Raw genomic sequence first — 17,803 nt, forward strand, 5'->3', positions numbered from 1 at the left:
CGATTTGTGCGCTCTGACCGACGAGGGCGTCGTAGACCGATCCGCCGACATTCCGAATACCTGACCGCAGGTCGCGTGGAAGGGTCAGTATGTGGCTGGGACGGTGATCGCGAAGGGATAGCGCATGCGGATTCCGACAGCTGTCCGGTGGGTCCTAGGGCTTGTCTGCGTCGGCGCTTTGGTAGTGGCGGCGGGTGTCAACGCGAACCGAACCGGCTCCGGAGCCGAAGCCCGCGCCAAGCTCACGTTGGTCGCGCCCGCGGCTGCCGGTGGCGGTTGGGATCTTGTCGCACGCGAGTCTCAGCAGGCGTTGCGGTCGAATCGCATCGCCAACAACGTTCAGGTGGTCAACGTTCCCGGTGCCGCCGGAGCGATCGGGCTCAGTCAGCTCTCTCGGCTCGGCGGCGACCCCACGACCATGATGGTGACCGGCACGGTGATGCTCGGCGGGGTCGAGCGCAACGACTCACCTGTCGCACTGTCCGATATGACACCCATCGCCCGGCTCGCCGAGGACTTCGAAGTCATTGTGGTACCGGCTGACTCGCCATACCAGACGCTCGGCGAGCTGATCGAAGCGTGGCGAGCCGACCCCGCGGCCATGCCTATCGGTGGCGGCTCGGCCGGCGGGATTGACCATATGGTCGCCGCCCAACTCGCGCGCGAAGCCGGAATCGACCCTGAGCAGATCCGATACGCCGCCTACGCCGGCGGCGGCGAACTGACCATCAACCTGCTGTCCACGGCGCCCGGCACACCCGACGTCGGGATCAGCGGATACAACGATTTCCGGGACATGCTTGTCGAGGGACGACTGCGGACGCTGATGGTCGTTGCGCCGGAACGGCTGGAGGGCCTCGACGCCCCGACCGCCGCAGAGGCCGGCTATCCGGCCGTCGACCTGGTGAATTGGCGCGGGTACGTCGCACCGGAGGGGCTGACCGACGCTGAGCAGCAGGAACTCATCGAAATTGTCGGCGAGATGGTCAAGACCGAGCACTGGCAGAGCGTCGTCGCGCGGAACCGCTGGAAGGAGACCTTCCTGACCGGGGACGACTTCGGTCGGTTCATCCGCTCGGAGGAGAAGCGGGTGAAGACCATTCTGGACGATCTGGGGCTGGCATGACGATTAGCGACCACGACACCGCCGCGTCGGAAAATCCCGCACCGACGCACAAGTTCTGGGCTGGCAAGAGCGCACTGATCATGCCCGCGCTGATGGTGGGGCTTGGGCTGGTGCTGGTGTACGGCATCTTCGACATGGAGATCGCCGACGACTCGGAACTCTTCGGGCCCAAGGCATTCCCCTGGATCACCGCAGGGTTCTGTTTCCTCATCGCGGCGTTGCTCACCCTGGTCATCCTGCGCAATCCCGAAGTGTCCGAGCCTGTGTTGGACGACCAGGGGCGGCCCGTCGCCAGTCTGTTCAGCAACTGGCGATCCACCGGAATCACGATCGGGTCGTTCGTGGCCTTCACAGTGCTGCTCCTGCCCGCCGGCTGGATCGTCGCCGGAGCCATCGTCTTCTGGGGAGTGACGGTCGGGCTGGGCAGCACCAGGTATGTCGTGAATCTGCTGATCGGCCTGGCGATTTCGTCGATCATGCAATTGATATTCGCCGGCATGCTCGGTTTGAGCCTGCCCCCCGGCGTGATGGGGATGTTCTGATGGACTCGCTGACTGGACTGATCGCGGGGTTCGGCGACGTCCTCACCCCGGTCAACCTGCTCTACGTTTTCATCGGCGCCGTTATCGGCACCGCAGTCGGGGTGCTACCCGGACTGGGGTCGGCGATGGCGGTTGCGTTGCTGCTGCCGGTCACGTTCACCCTCGACCCGTTGGCCGCGCTGGTGATGTTCGCGGGCATCTATTTCGGCGGGCTCTTCGGCGACTCGATCGCCGGAATACTGATGAACACGCCGGGAAACTCGACGGCCATCGCCGGATCGCTCGAGGGGCACCGAATGGCCAGAAAGGGCCGCGGCGCACAGGCATTGGCGACCTCGGCGATAGGCGCGTTCATCGGGGGCATGGTCGCCACGGCCCTGGTGGTGTTCTTCGCACCCGCGCTGGCGGAGTGGGCGACCAAGTTCGGTCCGGGCGAGTACTTCGCGCTGGCATTGTTCGCGTTCATCGCCACCTCGGCCGTGGTGTCCGAGTCGGTGGTCAAGGGCGCGGCGGCGTTGCTGATAGGTCTGGTGTTGGCCATGATCGGCACCGACGAGGTCAGTGGTTCTCAGCGGTTCACCTTCGGCAACGTCGCGCTCTTCGACGGCATCAGCATCGTCGTGATCACCGTCGCGATGCTCGCCGTCGGCGAGGTCATCTTCGTCGCGTCGCGTATCGGACGGCCCGACGACCGCAGCTTCACCCCGTCGACGGGGCGCCCGTTCCTGTCCATGGCCGAGTACCGGGAGGCGTTGCCGGCATGGTTGCGCGGCACCGCCGTCGGCGTGCCGTTCGGCGTCATCCCGGCCGGCGGCGCCGAGGTCCCGACGTTCCTCGCCTTCGGTGTCGAGAAGCGGTTGGACAGTCGGCGAAAGGTGCCGATGTTCGGCAAGGGCGCGATCCGTGGCGTTGCGGGCCCAGAAGCGGCCGGCAATTCCACGGCGGGTACGGCCATGGGTGCGCTGCTGGCGTTGGGGCTACCGACGTCGGCCACCGCGGCGATGCTTCTGGCCGCATTTCAGCAGTACGGCATGCAGCCGGGCCCTCTGCTGTTCGACCGCAGCGCCGACATCGTCTGGGCACTCATCGCCAGCCTGTTCATCGGGATGGTCGTATTGCTCGTGTTGAATCTGCCGTTCGCTCCGCTGTGGGCAAGGCTGCTCTCGATCCCCAAGGAGTACCTCTATGCGGGGATCGCGGTGTTCGCCTGCTTCGGTGTGTACGCCGCGAGTTCGGCGATCATCGACGTCGTTTTCATGCTGGTGCTCGGTGTGCTCGGATTCGCCATGCGTCGCTACGGAATCCCGCTTGCACCGGTGCTGATCGCGGTGATCCTCGGCCCGCTCGCCGAGTCGTCACTGCGCGCCGCGATGAACAACTCGCAGAACAATCCGCTCACGCTGGTGAGCACACCGATCACGATCACCCTGTATGCCCTGCTCGCCGTCGTCATCGGAATCAGCACGTACAACAAGCTCAGGCTGCGCAAGGAGGTGCCGGCGTCGGCCCGTAGCACCGAGGAAGTCGCCGGCTGATTGCTGAAGAACTTGGCGGGGGCCAAGGGCACTCGACGCGCAATTGACGCCCGGCGGAGTTCGTGTCTCCGGGTGCGGCACACGCGGTTAAGGACTCGCTGAATACCCCGCCCAAGCCGACATCATCGGTCGGCCGCGCCGACTTCATACCCCGCTACGCGGCCGCGACTCATCCGCGTGCTCGTCGCCACGGAAGTAGGCGCGGGTCTCGCGGTAGACCAATGGGGACAAGATGATCAGACCGACAAGGTTGGGCAGAGCCATCAGGCCGTTCATGACGTCGGAGAAGGTCCATACCGGCTTCAGGGCGATGGTGGCTCCGATGTAGATCACGATGATGAAGACGATCCGGTACGGGAACACCGCCTTTCGTCCGAACAGGTACTCCATGCACCGCTCGCCGTAGTAGGACCAGCCGAGCAGGGTCGAGAACGCGAAGAAGATCACGCTGAGCGTGACGATGATGCTGCCCCATGTTCCGGGTAGACCCTCGGCAAATGCACGTGCGGTGAAACTCGCCGCCTCATCGGGTCCGGCTTCCTTCCATACGCCCGTGACGACGATCGTCAGCGCGGTGAAGCTCACCACCACGAGCGTGTCGATGAACGTCTGGGTCATCGACACCAGTGCCTGCCGGACCGGGTGGGTGGTCTTCGCTGCGGCCGCGGCGATGCCGCCGGTACCGAGGCCCGACTCATTGGAGAAGATGCCGCGCGCGACGCCGTAGCGAATCGCGGCTGCGACGGCCGCTCCCGCGAAGCCTCCGGTGGCGGCGGTGCCGGTGAAGGCGTCGGTGAAGATGAGGCCCAAGGCCCCGGGCACTTCGCCGATGTTGAAGGCCAACACGGCGGCCGCGCCGACGATGTATATGACGATCATCACCGGGACGAAGAGGCTGGTGACTCGGCCGATGCTCTTGATGCCGCCGAGGATCACAGCGGCGGCGAGCATCACAATGATCGCGCCGGTGACTGCCGCGGACACTCCCCACTCTTCGTTGACGTTGGCCGCGACGGTGTTGGCCTGGGTCATGTTCCCGATGCCGAACGAGGCCAGTGCTCCTGCGACCGCGAAGAATCCGCCGAGGAAGATGCCCAGCGGCCCTTTGATGCCGCGCCGCAGGTAATGCATCGGGCCACCGGATTGTTCACCGGCGGCGTCGGTGCGGCGGAACCGTACACCGAGGAAGGCTTCGCTGTACTTGGTTGCCATACCGACCATGCCGGTGAACCACATCCAGAACACGGCGCCGGGGCCGCCGAGCGCGATCGCGGTCGCGACGCCGGCGATATTGCCGACACCGACGGTGGCGGCCAGCGCCGTCGACAACGCCTGGTAGTGCGAGATGTCGCCTTCGGCACCCGGATCCTTACGCCTGACGAACGCTAGCCAGAACGCCAGTCGGAACCGGCGCACCTGAATCCCGCGCAACAACACAGTCAGATAGAGGCCGGTCAGCAATAGTAGCGGGATCAATAGCCAAGGGCCCCAGATGAAGGAGCTGGCATCGCCCAGAAGGTTGTCGAGAGTCGTCATCGCACCGCCGTATCACAGAGACATCGGACGCGTGAAACCGTAGTGCACCAGCTGCGGCACGACTCAACGCGGGCGGTGTCGTCGAAGTGATCCGAGGTCGGCGACGGGCTTGCCGGCGCGGGCAATCGTCAACCTACAAAAGCCTTGTCTCCGTGGTCAGTACAACTAGCTCAGCCGATGGCGTCGGCCGACGGCCAGGCACGCGCCAACCGCTGGTCCGTGGTGAGTAACACCAGATCTGCAGTGTCGGCGAGTTCGACGTAGAGGGCATCAGTAAGGCGCAGGACGTCGCGGCGCCCCCAAGCTCCAGCAAGCAGCGGTGATAGATCGTGCCGAGTCACCGGGGCCTGCCGCAGCTCGTCAAGCGCGGCCTCGACCTGAACGTCGGTGAGTACGCCAGCGCGGTGCATACGCCCCAGTGCCGATAACACCTCGGCGTCAAAGTGGGCCGGCGCGTGCATCACCGTGCCGGCCAATCGTGCGCGTACCGCCGCGAACCGATCGTGCGTACGAGCAAGTAGATCCACCATGGCGCTGGCATCGATGACCACGCGCTCCGATGGCGATGTGGAGGGCGTGCTCACGTTCCGAACTCATCGCGGGCGGCATCGATCGCCTCCAGCACGTCGTCATGCCGGGCGTCTGTGCTTCTGGCCTCCAGCCCATCGAGCCAGGCGTCGGTTGCAGAATTCTCCAATTCGGCCCGGATCGCGGCCTGAGTCAGCGCCGAGACGTTCAGGCCCCGCGCCCTGGCGCACTCTGCCAAATCGTCCGGAACATATACGTTCAACCGAGCCATACACACTAATGTACACACAGTGTGGGCACGGGCTGCCGAGATCCCACGGCCCGACGGCCGGGTATTTGCTAGCCGTGCGCCCCGGTCGTGACCACGAGGCGGCCGGTGGTCGCGCGCGCTTGCATGCGCTCCAGGGCGGCCGGTAAATCTGCCCACGACACCTCGGCGCCGACGACGGTCCGGATCGTCCCGGTACGAATCATCTCGAGGATCTTGGTATGGGCTTCGAGTCCGTCCGAGCGCGCCGGCCAGTTGAAACCCAGGGTGCGACGGACGGCGAGCGGATCGGTGACGTAGACCAAACACACGCCGCACACGTCGAAATTGCCGTATGCGATCGGCCGCGGCGAGAGGTAGTCACCGTCTTCCAACGCGATGTCCTCGGCGAAGCCTGCCATCAGATGGCGTCCGTTGAGCCCCATACACCGGAACGTCTGCACGGTCACGTCACCACCCACGGCATCGAAGGCGACGTCCACGCCACGGCCGTAGGTCAACTCCATGACCTCGTCGACCCAATCGCCGCGCCGATAGTTGATGGCGTGGTCGGCGCCGAGTTCCATGCAGAAGGCCACCTTCTCGTCACTACCGGCCGTCGCGATCACCCGGGCCCCCAGCGCTTTGCCGAGAACCAAAGCGCCGGAGCCGGTTCCGCCGGCTGCAGCGTGCACCAACAAAGTCTCACCGGCCTGCAGTCGGCCCCGTTCCTTCAGCGCGAACCAGCCCAGATGGAACGGATAGTGCAGCGCCGCGCCGTCGATGTCGCTGATCCAGTCGGGCAGTTCCAGAGCGGTCGCCGCGTCGACGATTGCGTAGGAGGCATAGCCGCCGAACGCCATCACCGGAATGCCGACGATGCGGCGACCGACAAGATGCTCGGCGCCCAGGCCCGCACTTTCGACGACTCCGACCGTCTCCATACCCGGTACGAACGGTGCCTGCAGGGGCAGCGTCGAGTAGCGCCCTCGGATGATGTCGATGTCGTTGAAGTTCAAGCAGAAGGCCCGAACGGCGACGCGGATTTCATTCGGTCCGGGAGGCGGCACGTCCACCGTCTGCTGCTCGAGCACCTTGGCCGGGTCACCCAAGCTCGTGGCGACCCATGCCGTCGCGGAGATCGGTTGGGGTGTGGTTTGATTCATGGTTCCTCCAGGCTTCAATTGCTGACAAACCGGTCGCGGTAGGCGCGAAGTCGCGTATTGACATCGTCGATGTCCAACCCGAGGTCGGCGGGCTGGTAGAGCACGCCGCCATAGCGGCCGCGCGGGTGGTCGGTCCGGAACTGCGCCATTGCAGCGCGCGAGTCCGCATCGAGCGGCTGATCGGCGAGTTCGTAGATCGCCGCGATGGTGCCTTCTTCGTCGGCCATGAAGTCCTCGAACCGCACGTCGACCGATTGTTCGGCGGGCAGTGCGTCGCGGTCACGCACACAGCCGTTGAGCAGGTCCTCGGCGCGCTCGAGCCAGTAGCGAGAAATGATCCGCGGATCCGGACGAGCACAGGACATGCGCGCCGCATAGCTGACCATGGTCGCCATCGACTGCGTCACCTCGACCGGATCCCGATGCGTCACAACGAAGACGGCATCCGGAAAGGTGGAGACCAGCGCCGGGAACTGCTCGAGATACTGCGGTGACTTCAGCACCCACCGGGATCCGCCGCGCAGCCACTGCAACGCCTGCAGGCTGCGTTTCAGGTACGCATACGATGGTGCCTGGTCGTTCGCCTTGTAGTGCGCCGCGAAACTCGGCACGTGGTAAGTGGTTTCGAACAGCATGCCCGAGACGTCGTTCGCCAGGAGCTGGATCTCCTCGTGCGCATGGTCGACCGTCATGTCATGCATCCGCTTGAACTCAGGCATCGACGTGTTCACCAGTTCCAGGCCGGCCGCGCACCGCTCCCGCCGGGGTTGCGGACCGTGTTCATCCGGCGCCGGGAACGGCTCGAGGCTTTCCCAGTACGGCAGATAGCGGATCGCGGGGTCGGCGGCGATCAGGTTGTGCAGGTGCGTCGTTCCGGTGCGGGGAAGTCCGCAGATGATGATCGGCCGCTCGATTCCGATTTCCTCGATCTCCGGGTGCTCGGTGATCAACGCCGCCAACCGAAGCCGGTTGACCAGGTTGCCCACCAACTGCTCGAACACGATGGCGGTGCCGGTGTCGGAAAGCCCGGCCTCCTCGACGAGCGCGCCGCACAGCACGTCGAGGCGTTCCCGAAACCCCGGGTCACCCCAGTCGTCCAAGCCGGTGCGTTCGGTCGCCGTCGCCAGCAACACCTGCGGTGTCAGTTCCAGCGTTGCACCGTAGGCGGCCAACGCTTCTCGCATCGGCTGCGCCTCGGGCGGATACACCGGATCGGCCAGGTCCGTCAGCCTGATCGACGCCGGCCGCGTCACTCCGTCGATCACGAACAGAACTCCGCGACATCCATTACGCAACACCGTGGATGGGCGGGAGTTTCCTCCGGCAGGAACCAGCGCAGCCAGATCAGGCCCTTGGACCTACCGGCGGTCGAGACCCAGTTCGGGTGTCCCGGATCCTGATCGCTGATCACGATCCGCCACGAACCGTCGTCCTCATAGCTGACCTGGGCGCCGTTGATGGTGACCCGCTCGTGCGTGTAGTCGTAGGTGTGCAGGAAGGGGTTCCACAGGCAGAGATTCCAGAACGCACAGTCCGGCGAGGTGCCCTCGACGACCAGTGCCTGGTGCGGTTCGAGTTGGTAGGCGCCCATGGCGTATGCGGCGTCGCCGGCCGCCCACCCGTAGGTCTGGCTGGGCACCGGGAACGGCTCGTGAATCTCGTTGGGCGGCTGCACTCGAACGGGCAGCATCTTGCACTGCTCGTTGAGCCACGTCCGGGCCGCGCGCAGCCGGCGGGTCAGGTCCGCACGGTCGTCGTGCCGACGCGCCGGCGGATCGACCGCCTCGATCTTCCATACCGGGCGCCGCCCGTCCTCGGGCGCTTCCATGTAGTCGCGGGTGAGGGCGAAAACCGCGTCGGGCTCGAGTTTGAGCCACGCGCCGGCCTCGGGTGGTGTGGCGCTGAGGGTGAACTCGAAGTTGCCGTCGGCGTCGAACTCCAAGGCCCGGTCATTGATGGTGCCGACGATCCGGTCGCTGTATCGCCCGTCGTCGGGGCCGCCGTAGACCGTCATGGACAGATAAACGGCGTCGCCGCGGTTGCCGGTGACGCGATATCGGCGGTCGGGATCAATGGGCGAAAGTTGGTAGAAGGCATCGGAATTGTCGCCACCCCACTTCAGGTAAGGGCTGATGACGTCGACCAGGATGGGTTTGTCTTTGTCGCCCCAGACGTAGGCGTCCACGGCGACGCGCAACAGGCTGAAGGCCAGTCGGTAGCCGTCGAGGATGTCCGGCTCATCCAGCGGCGGATCGGCGTCGCGCACCCGCCGTTCGACGGCGCGGACCTCGTCGAGCAAGTCAGTGAATGCTGCCGAAAGGTCGTCGGCCGGTTGCACATCGGTCACGGGTTCTCCTCATTCGTGGTTCCGGCTCCCTGCATGACCAGGGAGCAGAGTCTGCCGACGACGTCGTCGCTGTCGTCGCGCTGCAGCACCTGCGCGGCGTAGAACGTGGTGCCGACCAGGAGGTCGTAGATCATCTCGACGTCGAGGTCTGGCCGGACCAGTCCCTGCTCGATGCCTGAGCGCACCAAGGCCGCGAAGTCGAGACGGGTCTGCTCATCGAGAAGTTGCTGCGTCCTGATCACGAGCGCAGGATCGCGGTGGCGGTCGGCCAGGATGCCCATGGTGGCGCTGGCTACCACGGGTTCACTCCAAAACCTGAATACGCCCTCAACGAATAGCCTTAGGTCTGAATGGAATTCACCCGAGCCCGCCAATACCTCGGCGCTGTCCGCGGGACCGAACACGGCATCGAAAACGACATGGGTCTTCGATGGCCAGCGCCGATACACCGTCGGTCGGCTGACGTCGGCTTCCCGGGCGATCGACTCGATGGTCACCTGGTCATAACCGTCGCGCGCCAACAGTCGACGCGTGGCCGCCATGATGGCCTCCTGTGTGCGCGGGTCGCGTGGACGACCGCGGACAGGTTCCGCCGTCGTCACCGACGACGCCCGGTCATTGTGAGTCGCCGCATGAGCATTATCTTTACACTACGTAACGTAAAGACGTCAATGGGTTTGGTCCCGCTGTCCGAGTTCTCCGACTGGCTGCGCAAGCGCGACGACGACGTCAAGGTGGTAGTCATGGCACAGGGTTTCTCCAGTGCACCGGGGACCGAGGGCCCGCTCGCGGAGGTGCCCGCCGCGGGGCTGCGAAAGATTTGGACTTGGGCGATCCTCATCGCGGTCGGCGGCTTCCTGTTCGGCTTCGACACCGGAGTCATCTCCGGCGCGCTGCTGTTCGTCAAGACCGACTTCGCGCTCAACGCGTTCGAGCAAGGCAGCGTCGTGAGTGTCCTTCTGTTGGGCGCGATGGCCGGCGCGCTGAGTTCGGGGCGCATCGCCGATCGGATCGGCCGCAAAAGGATCTTCGGGCTGCAGGGCGGGGTCTTCCTGCTCGGCACTGCGATCGCAGCCTTTTCGACCGGCTACTGGACACTGCTCGCCGGCCGGTTGGTGCTCGGCCTCGCGGTGGGGGCCGCCTCGGCAACCGTTCCGGTCTACCTGTCCGAAATCGCGCCGTCAGAGGTTCGGGGCCGGATGCTCACCCTCAACCAGCTGATGATCACGATCGGAATCGTGGTCGCCTATCTGGTCAACGTGGTGTTCTCCAGCGCTGCAAATTGGCGCGCGATGATCGGCTTCGGTGCGGTCCCCGCCTTGGTGATGGTGGTCGCCGCGATGTGGGTGCTGCCTGAATCGCCGCAGTGGCTGTTGACCCACGGCCGCGCCGACCAAGCCCGCCGGTTGATCGCGTCGGTCACCAACGAAGCGACCGCGGATCTATTGCTGCAGCGACGTCAACAGCGTCTGGGGCAAGCCCCCGATGAACAGGACGACGATCGGGACGCCAGCGGATGGCGTGCGCTTCTGGCCTCGCGGGTCCGTCCGGCGCTCGTGGTCGGGCTCACGCTTGCTGCCATCCAGCAGTTCGGTGGGATCAACACGATCATCTACTACGCGCCGACCATCATTTCGCAGTCGGGGCTGACCGCGTCGAACGCCATCGTCTATTCGGTGGCCATCGGCGTCATCAACCTGGTCATGACGCTCGTCGCGATTCGTCTGATCGACCGGCTGGGACGCCGCCCCCTGTTGATCGTCTCGCTGGCCGGCATGACCGTCATGCTCGCGTTGCTCGGGCTGTCGTTCGTCGCGGGAATGAGTGCCGAGCTGTCGCTGGTATTCATGGTTGTCTACATCGCCGCCTTCGCGGCGGGCTTGGGCCCGATCTTCTGGGTGCTGGTGGGCGAGCTCTTCCCACCACGGGTACGGGCATCGGGCTCGAGCGCGGCGACCGCGGTGAACTGGACGTCGAACTTCGTCGTCAGCCTCGTCTTCCTCACCGTGGTGAACGCGATCGGCCAGGGCCAGACGTTTTGGCTCTTCGGATGCATTTGCGCGTTCGGCCTGTGGTTCGTCGCGCGCTACGTACCCGAGACCAAGAACCGCGAGTACGACCAAGTCGACGGTGACCTGCAACACCGATTTGGGCGTTGACCAGAGCCACTCAGGTGGCGGTCAGGCCCAGCAGCGGCGGGACGAGATAGCGGCGCGCGAAGGCCCGCGCAGCATCGTCGTCGCCGAGTGCGATGTTCTGCGACGGAGTCAGCAAGAACGACAAGATGATCCGCACCGTCACCTCCGAGACTTCGAGCAGTTCAAGCTGCGTGCGGTCGTCGTCGGGCAGTTCCACCGACAGCTGGTAAGCGAGGAACGATGACGCCGTCTGAACGACGCCGTCGCCTTCGACGGTCAAGAACGGCAGCACGGTTTCGGGTTCGGTGGCCAGTATCCGCTGCAGCAAGGTGTGCTGGCGCAGTGTGTTGAGGGTGAAGACGAACCCCTCGACGAGCTTGTCTTCCTTCCCGGAATAGCGGGCCGCCTCGTCGCGCAGGTCGGCAAGGAACCGCTCGAGCTCGCGCAGCAGGACGGCCTCGATGATGTCGTCCTTGCTGGGGAAGTGCCGGTAGATGGTGACCCGGGCGAGTCGGGAACGCCGGGTGATGTCTTCTACGGTCGAGCGGTTGATGCCGAACAGCTCGAACTGTTTCAACGCGGCGTCGAGGATGCGTTCGCCGGTGCCCTCCACTGCCGGCGAACCGAACCGCTGCACGGCTTTCGCGAGCAAACCCGTGTGTTTCACGGCCCGCACCTCCCCCTTGAAACAAACACACTCAATATGTACCTTCGTTCTTCATGGAACGCAATGGGGCTTCCAAAGTTCCTGTCCCAACGACGGCCCGGGCAGTTGCCGTGCCGAGCCCCGCCAGCAGGGCATTGTTCGCGCTGAGCTCGGCGGTGATGCGCCCCGTCACTGCACTGCTGCCGTCCAACGCGCTCGGGGTCTGCGGACTCGATGCCATCCTGCGGATCTTCCTCGCCGCGACCTCCGCACCCCGCCGGGGACTGACGATCGCGCCGGTCGACACCGTGTTCGGCGACCGGCGCGTCCGCGGTGAGTGGGTGTGCGCTCCGGGCGTCGACCCTGACGGAGCGGCGGTGCTCTACATCCACGGCGGCGCCTTCGTCGCGTGTTCACCCCGAACCCACCGAGGCCTGATCGGCGAGCTCTCGGCGTCGTCGGGTCGCCCGGTGTTCGCCGTCGAGTACCGCAAGGCGCCGCGTCACCGCTTCCCGTGCGCAGCCGACGACGCCCTGGCCGCCTACGAATGGCTGACGTCGGCCGGGCGGGCCGTCGCGGTCGCGGGCGACTCGGCCGGTGGTCAGCTGGCGGTGGCCACGACGTTGGCCGCGCGCCGCCACGGCCTGCCGGATCCGGCGGCGGTGCTGCTGTACTCACCGGCGTTGGATCTCACCGGCGCGTTGGCTCTCGCGCTGGACGGGCGACGACGCGACGCGTTCGCGCCGGCGCGACGCGTGGCACCGACCTTCGCCCTCTACGTCGGCGACGCCGACCCGTGCGAGGAACTGCTGTCGGTGCTTGACGCCGACGTTGCCGGCTTTCCGCCGACGATGATTCACGTCGGCAGCACCGAGATGTTGCTCGACGACTCACGTCGCCTCGCACAATGCCTCCGCGACGCCGGCGTGGCCGTAGACCTGCACGTCGCGCGGGGGCAGATCCACGTCTTTCCCGCGATGTTCCGCTTTGTTCCCGAGGCACGCACCGCGATCCGGCACAGCGGCACGTTCCTCGCCGACCATCTTGCGCCCGGGGCGGCCCGAGCGCCATTTTCAGCCTGAAAAGACCACGACCGCAAGGAGTTCGCCATGGCCATGGACCTGCCCGAGATGCTGGCCAAGATCAAGGACCGTCAGTGGGCACTCGGCGACATCGACTGGGACGCCCCCGGCGCCGAACTGATCACCGACGAGCAGCGCCCGAAACTCAAGGAATTCATGTCGGATCTGGTGTGGATCGAGCAGGTTGGTGCCCGCGGGTTCGCCGCGCTTGCGCTGAAGGCGCCCGACGACACCCTTGCCGAGATCTACCGGTATTTCCACGCCGAAGAGCAGCGCCACGCCAACGCCGAACTGGCCCTGATGCGCCGGTGGGGCATGCTCTCCGAAGACGAGATCCCCGAACCGAACATCAACATCCGCCTCGCGATCGACTGGCTCGACACCTACGCCGACAAGGCATCGCTGAGCATGCTCGGCACAATCATCCCGATGCTCGAGGTTGCACTGGACGGAGCTCTACTCAAATTTCTGCTCGACGAGGTCCAGGACCCCGTGTGCCACCAAGCATTCAAGCTGATCAACGCCGACGAATCCCGGCACCTCGCAGTCGATTTCCACGCTTTGGAGTTGCTCGGCAACGCACCTGCCCGCAAGCTGCTGATCAACACCGTCGGCGCCGTGGCCAGCCCGGCCTTCCTGGTCGGCGTTCTCATCTACACCCCGTTGCTGTCGAAGATGCGTGACAACGTGGTCGCAATGGGACTCAAAGAGGAGAGCCTGTTCGCGGCCATCAAGCGGTTCTCCAACGTGGGTGACCGCAGCGAGTACACCAGCCGAAACCCCATGTACCGCATCGTGCGGGGCCACGGAAACCTGGTCGTCGAGAGCAACGTGCGGTTCCGACGGTTCGTCGCAGATCCGTTGATCGCGCTGTCGGCTCGCTATCCGAAGCGGATGCTGCGACCGGTGCCGTCCTGGATCCGCGAACTCACCCCCGAACCGGTGGCGTCATGACCGCCTCGGTGGTGATCATCGGCGCCGGGTTCGCAGGGCTCGGCGCGGCAATCCGGCTGCGCCAGAGTGGGTTCGACGACTTCGTGATTCTCGAACGTGCCAGCGCGGTGGGCGGTACCTGGCGCGACAACACCTACCCGGGTGCGGCCTGCGACATCCCGTCGCTACTGTACTCGTACTCGTTCGCCCAGAAACCGGACTGGCCGCACGGCTACTCGGGCAGCGACGACATCCTGAGCTACATCGAGTGGATGGTCGAGAAGTTCGACCTGCACCGGTTCATCCGGTTCGACACCGAAGTCACCGGTCTGTCGTTCGACGAATCGGCGGGCGTGTGGTCGATCGCCACCGCCGCCGGGCAGACCTATTCCGGCGTCTCGGTCATCATGGCGCAGGGGCCGCTGTCGAACGCGAGCCTGCCGCCGATTCGCGGTCTCGACACCTACACGGGCAAGAAGATCCACAGCGCCCGTTGGGATCACGACTACAATTTCAGCGGCAAACGGGTCGCCGTCATCGGGACCGGCGCCAGCGCGGTGCAGATCATCCCCGAGTTGGTCAAGACCGCCGCACAGGTGAAGGTGTTCCAACGCACTCCGGGCTGGGTGCTGCCGAGGCTGCAGTACCGCACTCCGGAGTGGAACAAGCGTCTCTACCGGCAGCTTCCGGTCACCCAGCGCGCGGCCCGCAAAGGCGTCTTCTGGATCCATGAGTTCATGGCGCTCGGCTTGGTGTGGCCGACGGTGATGACGCGGGCGGTGCAGGGAATCGCGAAAGTGCAGCTGCGCCTGCAGGTCAAGGACCCGTGGATGCGACGCCAGCTCACCCCGCGGTTCACCGCCGGCTGCAAACGGCTCCTGGTCACCAACGACTACTACCCCGCCCTGACCAAAGAGAACTGCAAGCTGATCACCTGGCCGATCGCGACGTTGTGTCCCAACGGCATTCGCACCTCCGACGGAATCGAGCACCACGTCGACGCGATCGTCTTCGCCACCGGCTTCGATGTATGCAAGGCGGGCACGCCGTTCCCGGTCACCGGGCTGGGCGGGCGGTCGCTCGATGACGAATGGTCTTCCGGCGCATACGCTTACAAGAGCACAAGCGTCGCCGGCTACCCGAACCTGTACCTGACCTTCGGTCCGAACTCGGGGCCGGGCCACAATTCGGCGCTGGTGTACATGGAGGCTCAGATCGAATATGCGGTGCGGGCGATCCGGACGCTGAACCGATGGGGCCTGAAGTACCTCGACGTCCGCGACGATGCGCAACGCCGCTTCAACGAACAGCTTCAGCAGAGGCTGGCGAAGACCACCTGGAATTCGGGATGCCGCAGCTGGTACCTGACCGAAGACGGCTTCAACGCCACCATGTATCCCGGCTTCGCCACCCAGTACCTCAACCAGATGTCCGACCTGCACTACCCCGACTACCGCGCTGTCCAGAAAGTGACGACATGACTGCATACCGCTCCAGCTGGCTCGACGACGACCTCGACGCGCTACGCGAACTCGCCCGCTCGTTCTGCGAGAAGGAGATCAAGCCCAACGCCGAGAGGTTCATCGATCAGCATCACGTCGACCGCGAGCTGTGGACCAAGGCCGGTGAGTTGGGTCTGCTATGCATGTCGATCCCTGAGGAATACGGCGGCGGCGGAGGCACTTTCGCTCACGAGGCGGTCCTCATGGAGGAGCAGGCACGCATCGGCGACACGTCATGGGGCCAGTCGGTGCACAGCGGGATCGTCGCGCATTACCTCAACGCGTACGGCACCGACGAGCAGAAACGGCAGTGGCTGCCGAAGATGGCCACCGGTGAAGTGGTCGCGGCGATCGCGATGACCGAGCCGGGTACCGGCTCAGATCTGCAGGCCGTCAAGACGAAAGCCATCCGCGAGGGTGAAGAGTACGTGGTCAACGGTTCGAAGACCTTCATCACCAACGGTGCTCAGGCCGATCTGATCGTCGTCGTCGCCAAGACCGACACCGCCGAAGGCGCGAGCGGTATCTCGCTGGTGCTGGTCGAGGCCGACCGGCCCGGGTTCCGGCGCGGGCGCGTGCTGGACAAGATCGGCCAGAAGGGCCAGGACACCTCCGAACTCTACTTCGAGGACGTTCGGGTTCCGACGTCGAACCTGCTCGGCACCGAAGAAGGCCAGGGTTTCGTGCAGCTCATGCTGCAACTGCCGCAGGAGCGGTTGATCATCGCAGTTGGCGCGGTCGCCGGCGTCGAGGAGGCGTTGGCGCAGACCGTGCAGTACACCAAGGACCGACACGCATTCGGCAAGCCGCTCTTCGCCTTTCAGAACACCAAGTTCAAACTCGCCGAGGTGGCCACCGAGGCGCGCATCGGACGGGTGTTCGTCGACGACTGTGTGTCACGGCATCTGCGCGGCGAACTCGACATCCCCACGGTCGCGATGGCGAAATGGTGGACCACCGAACGCTCGATGGCCGCGTTGGACGAATGCCTGCAGCTCTACGGCGGCTATGGATACATGACCGAGTACCCGATTGCGCGGGCGTGGGCCGACAACCGCGTCCAGAAGATCTACGCCGGCACCAACGAGATCATGAAGGAAATCATCGCGCGGTCCCTCTAACTCGCGATCGATTCGTTGACGTTGAGTTGCGCCCTGTCCGCGGCTGCGCGTCCGGCGCCCCAACCGGCGCCATTGGAAACCGATACGGCGCGAGCCACCGTCGACGGGAAGAGGCGGGCGGTGAGCTCATCGGCCGCGCGGCTGGTGGCCGCCAGCGCGGGAAGCAGTGCGCCGTCACGGTTGATTTCGGCGGTGACCGATGCGCTTGTGGTGTCGAGCCGCTCGCCGATGCGCTGGGCGTAGGCGACGAGAAACGATTGGCGAAACGACCTCGTCCGCGTCTGCCGGTCATTGTTGGCCACGCGCCCAGCGGCCAGCATCGCCCGATTGGCCTGCAGGAGCAGCGATGTCGCGAGCACTTCGACCAGGTTGAGGTCGGTTTCGGAGCCGACGACCGTGACGAATCCGAGTTCTTGCGCCCACACCACGCGACAACGGTTCGCTTGGCCGACCGCCTGCACGAGCGATGCCTTGGCGGCGGCGTAGGGATTGTCGATCCAGATTCGGCGCGCAGCGGCCACCGGCACCTGACCGCTGTCGTGGTGGGCCACCGCCTCTTGCAGCGAGTATCTGCTCATCAATTCTTGGGCCTTGGCCGAGAGGGCTTCCGCCTCGTCAGGGAATTCGGTGGCCTCGGCTTTGGCCAATAGCGCGCGTACCCGCTCGAGGGCCCGGCCGTCCACTTCCCCTGGTGCCGTTGGCATGTGGTGATCCTCGCCGGGCAGCGGGAGAATCTTTTCGAGGGACGGAAGTCTGCCGAGGAGGTTCAACACCGTCACGACGACGATCAGGGCCTCGACCGGTTCGACATCATTTGCCGCTGCCCATTGCCGCATCTGTGGCGCCCGCGCAGTCTGAACGATGCCGGCTGAGATGGCCGCCAGGCCGGCGCGCCATCTCGGGTGCAGGGTGGACGACGCGTAGCGCCGAGCCTCCAGGACAATCGCTTGTCGGAGGTATTCAGAGCTCGGGGCCGCGAGTCGACGCCGAGCGATCTCATACAGGTCGGATGGTGTCCAGCCGTGCTCCCAGGCGGCTCGGATGGCCTCTGTCACGGCGATGTCGGCCGCGATGTCGATGTCGGGCGCCGAGTACTCATCGTGCAGCTCGGCCGCGCGCCGTGCCACGCGGTCGGCGGGCCCCGTCGCGGCCAGGCTCAAAGCAACGACGAGCCGTTCCAGAAGCGCCGCCCGATCCGGCCTCGGGTCGGATGCCCCGCGCTCTCGTCGGGCTCCACCGCGACGCCGGTCCTTCTGCTTGGCGGCCCGCTTCTCGCGGTTGCGTCTGCTCATGCCCGGGAGTCTGGCGCACGGGTCTGACAGACCGAAGTAAGCGCGCCGAGGCTGGCCTCGCT

General features: G+C 65.4%; 17 protein-coding genes. 8 read left to right on the plus strand and 9 right to left on the minus strand.

The features are described from left to right. Positions 1 to 124: 124 nt before the first annotated feature. From G6N18_RS15645 to G6N18_RS15655, 3 genes are read left to right on the plus strand one after another with little or no spacing between them, the layout of a single operon-like run. Positions 125 to 1,126: a Bug family tripartite tricarboxylate transporter substrate binding protein gene (locus G6N18_RS15645; protein WP_083000056.1), complete on the plus strand. Its 1,002-nt coding sequence runs from the start codon at positions 125 to 127 to the stop codon at positions 1,124 to 1,126. Further along, on the plus strand, positions 1,123 to 1,668 hold the full coding sequence (locus G6N18_RS15650; RefSeq protein WP_083000057.1) for a tripartite tricarboxylate transporter TctB family protein: 546 nt from the start codon (positions 1,123 to 1,125) through the stop codon (positions 1,666 to 1,668). The genes G6N18_RS15645 and G6N18_RS15650 overlap by 4 nt, the downstream gene beginning before the upstream one ends. Further along, the gene (locus G6N18_RS15655) at positions 1,668 to 3,203 is read left to right on the plus strand and encodes a tripartite tricarboxylate transporter permease (protein WP_083000058.1); all 1,536 of its coding nucleotides are present in this window, start codon (positions 1,668 to 1,670) and stop codon (positions 3,201 to 3,203) included. Before G6N18_RS15650 ends, G6N18_RS15655 begins: the two co-directional genes overlap by 1 nt. A 144-nt stretch (positions 3,204 to 3,347) precedes the next feature. Here the strand turns inward: G6N18_RS15655 and G6N18_RS15660 are convergent, their stop codons facing one another. The 7 genes from G6N18_RS15660 to G6N18_RS15690 form a co-directional block, all read right to left on the minus strand. Further along, positions 3,348 to 4,739, minus strand: coding sequence for an alanine/glycine:cation symporter family protein (locus tag G6N18_RS15660; protein WP_083000059.1), 1,392 nt, complete (start codon positions 4,737 to 4,739; stop codon positions 3,348 to 3,350). A 170-nt stretch (positions 4,740 to 4,909) separates the two neighbouring features. After that, a complete protein-coding gene (locus G6N18_RS15665) occupies positions 4,910 to 5,323 on the minus strand; it encodes a type II toxin-antitoxin system VapC family toxin (protein WP_264007177.1) in 414 nt (137 codons plus the stop codon). Then, complete coding sequence (locus G6N18_RS15670) at positions 5,320 to 5,538, minus strand: type II toxin-antitoxin system CcdA family antitoxin (RefSeq protein WP_109749356.1); 219 nt, start codon at positions 5,536 to 5,538, stop codon at positions 5,320 to 5,322. The genes G6N18_RS15665 and G6N18_RS15670 overlap by 4 nt, the downstream gene beginning before the upstream one ends. 68 nt (positions 5,539 to 5,606) lie before the next feature. Continuing rightward, positions 5,607 to 6,680 (minus strand): zinc-binding dehydrogenase, encoded by a 1,074-nt coding sequence (locus tag G6N18_RS15675; protein ID WP_083000060.1) that lies wholly within the window; start codon positions 6,678 to 6,680, stop codon positions 5,607 to 5,609. A gap of 14 nt (positions 6,681 to 6,694) precedes the next feature. Next, on the minus strand, positions 6,695 to 7,945 hold the full coding sequence (locus tag G6N18_RS15680; RefSeq protein ID WP_109749357.1) for a sulfotransferase family protein: 1,251 nt from the start codon (positions 7,943 to 7,945) through the stop codon (positions 6,695 to 6,697). Further along, positions 7,942 to 9,027 (minus strand): DUF1214 domain-containing protein, encoded by a 1,086-nt coding sequence (locus tag G6N18_RS15685; protein ID WP_083000061.1) that lies wholly within the window; start codon positions 9,025 to 9,027, stop codon positions 7,942 to 7,944. The genes G6N18_RS15680 and G6N18_RS15685 overlap by 4 nt, the downstream gene beginning before the upstream one ends. Then, positions 9,024 to 9,569: a TetR/AcrR family transcriptional regulator gene (locus G6N18_RS15690; RefSeq protein WP_083000062.1), complete on the minus strand. Its 546-nt coding sequence runs from the start codon at positions 9,567 to 9,569 to the stop codon at positions 9,024 to 9,026. Before G6N18_RS15690 ends, G6N18_RS15685 begins: the two co-directional genes overlap by 4 nt. A gap of 129 nt (positions 9,570 to 9,698) precedes the next feature. Between G6N18_RS15690 and G6N18_RS15695 the strand changes: the two genes are divergently transcribed. Then, entirely contained in the window at positions 9,699 to 11,186 is a 1,488-nt protein-coding gene (locus tag G6N18_RS15695) for a sugar porter family MFS transporter (protein WP_197931640.1), read from the plus strand. Positions 11,187 to 11,196: 10 nt separating this feature from the next. Here the strand turns inward: G6N18_RS15695 and G6N18_RS15700 are convergent, their stop codons facing one another. After that, on the minus strand, positions 11,197 to 11,832 hold the full coding sequence (locus G6N18_RS15700; protein WP_067214381.1) for a TetR/AcrR family transcriptional regulator: 636 nt from the start codon (positions 11,830 to 11,832) through the stop codon (positions 11,197 to 11,199). Positions 11,833 to 11,885: 53 nt separating this feature from the next. Between G6N18_RS15700 and G6N18_RS15705 the strand changes: the two genes are divergently transcribed. From G6N18_RS15705 to G6N18_RS15720, 4 genes are read left to right on the plus strand one after another with little or no spacing between them, the layout of a single operon-like run. Continuing rightward, positions 11,886 to 12,893, plus strand: a complete 1,008-nt coding sequence (locus G6N18_RS15705) for an alpha/beta hydrolase (protein WP_083000063.1) — start codon at positions 11,886 to 11,888, stop codon at positions 12,891 to 12,893. A gap of 27 nt (positions 12,894 to 12,920) precedes the next feature. Then, positions 12,921 to 13,847, plus strand: coding sequence for a reductase (locus tag G6N18_RS15710; RefSeq protein WP_083000064.1), 927 nt, complete (start codon positions 12,921 to 12,923; stop codon positions 13,845 to 13,847). After that, positions 13,844 to 15,307, plus strand: a complete 1,464-nt coding sequence (locus G6N18_RS15715; protein ID WP_083000065.1) for a flavin-containing monooxygenase — start codon at positions 13,844 to 13,846, stop codon at positions 15,305 to 15,307. Before G6N18_RS15710 ends, G6N18_RS15715 begins: the two co-directional genes overlap by 4 nt. Next, positions 15,304 to 16,449, plus strand: coding sequence for an acyl-CoA dehydrogenase family protein (locus G6N18_RS15720; RefSeq protein WP_083000066.1), 1,146 nt, complete (start codon positions 15,304 to 15,306; stop codon positions 16,447 to 16,449). Before G6N18_RS15715 ends, G6N18_RS15720 begins: the two co-directional genes overlap by 4 nt. Here the strand turns inward: G6N18_RS15720 and G6N18_RS15725 are convergent. Beyond that, entirely contained in the window at positions 16,446 to 17,741 is a 1,296-nt protein-coding gene (locus G6N18_RS15725; protein WP_083000067.1) for a DUF2786 domain-containing protein, read from the minus strand. The two genes, G6N18_RS15720 and G6N18_RS15725, sit on opposite strands and share 4 nt — an antisense overlap. Between the last annotated feature and the right edge of the window lie 62 nt (positions 17,742 to 17,803).

Origin of the sequence: Mycolicibacterium celeriflavum, from assembly GCF_010731795.1 — a bacterium.
In the GTDB taxonomy this organism is placed as follows: Bacteria; Actinomycetota; Actinomycetes; order Mycobacteriales; family Mycobacteriaceae; genus Mycobacterium; species Mycobacterium celeriflavum.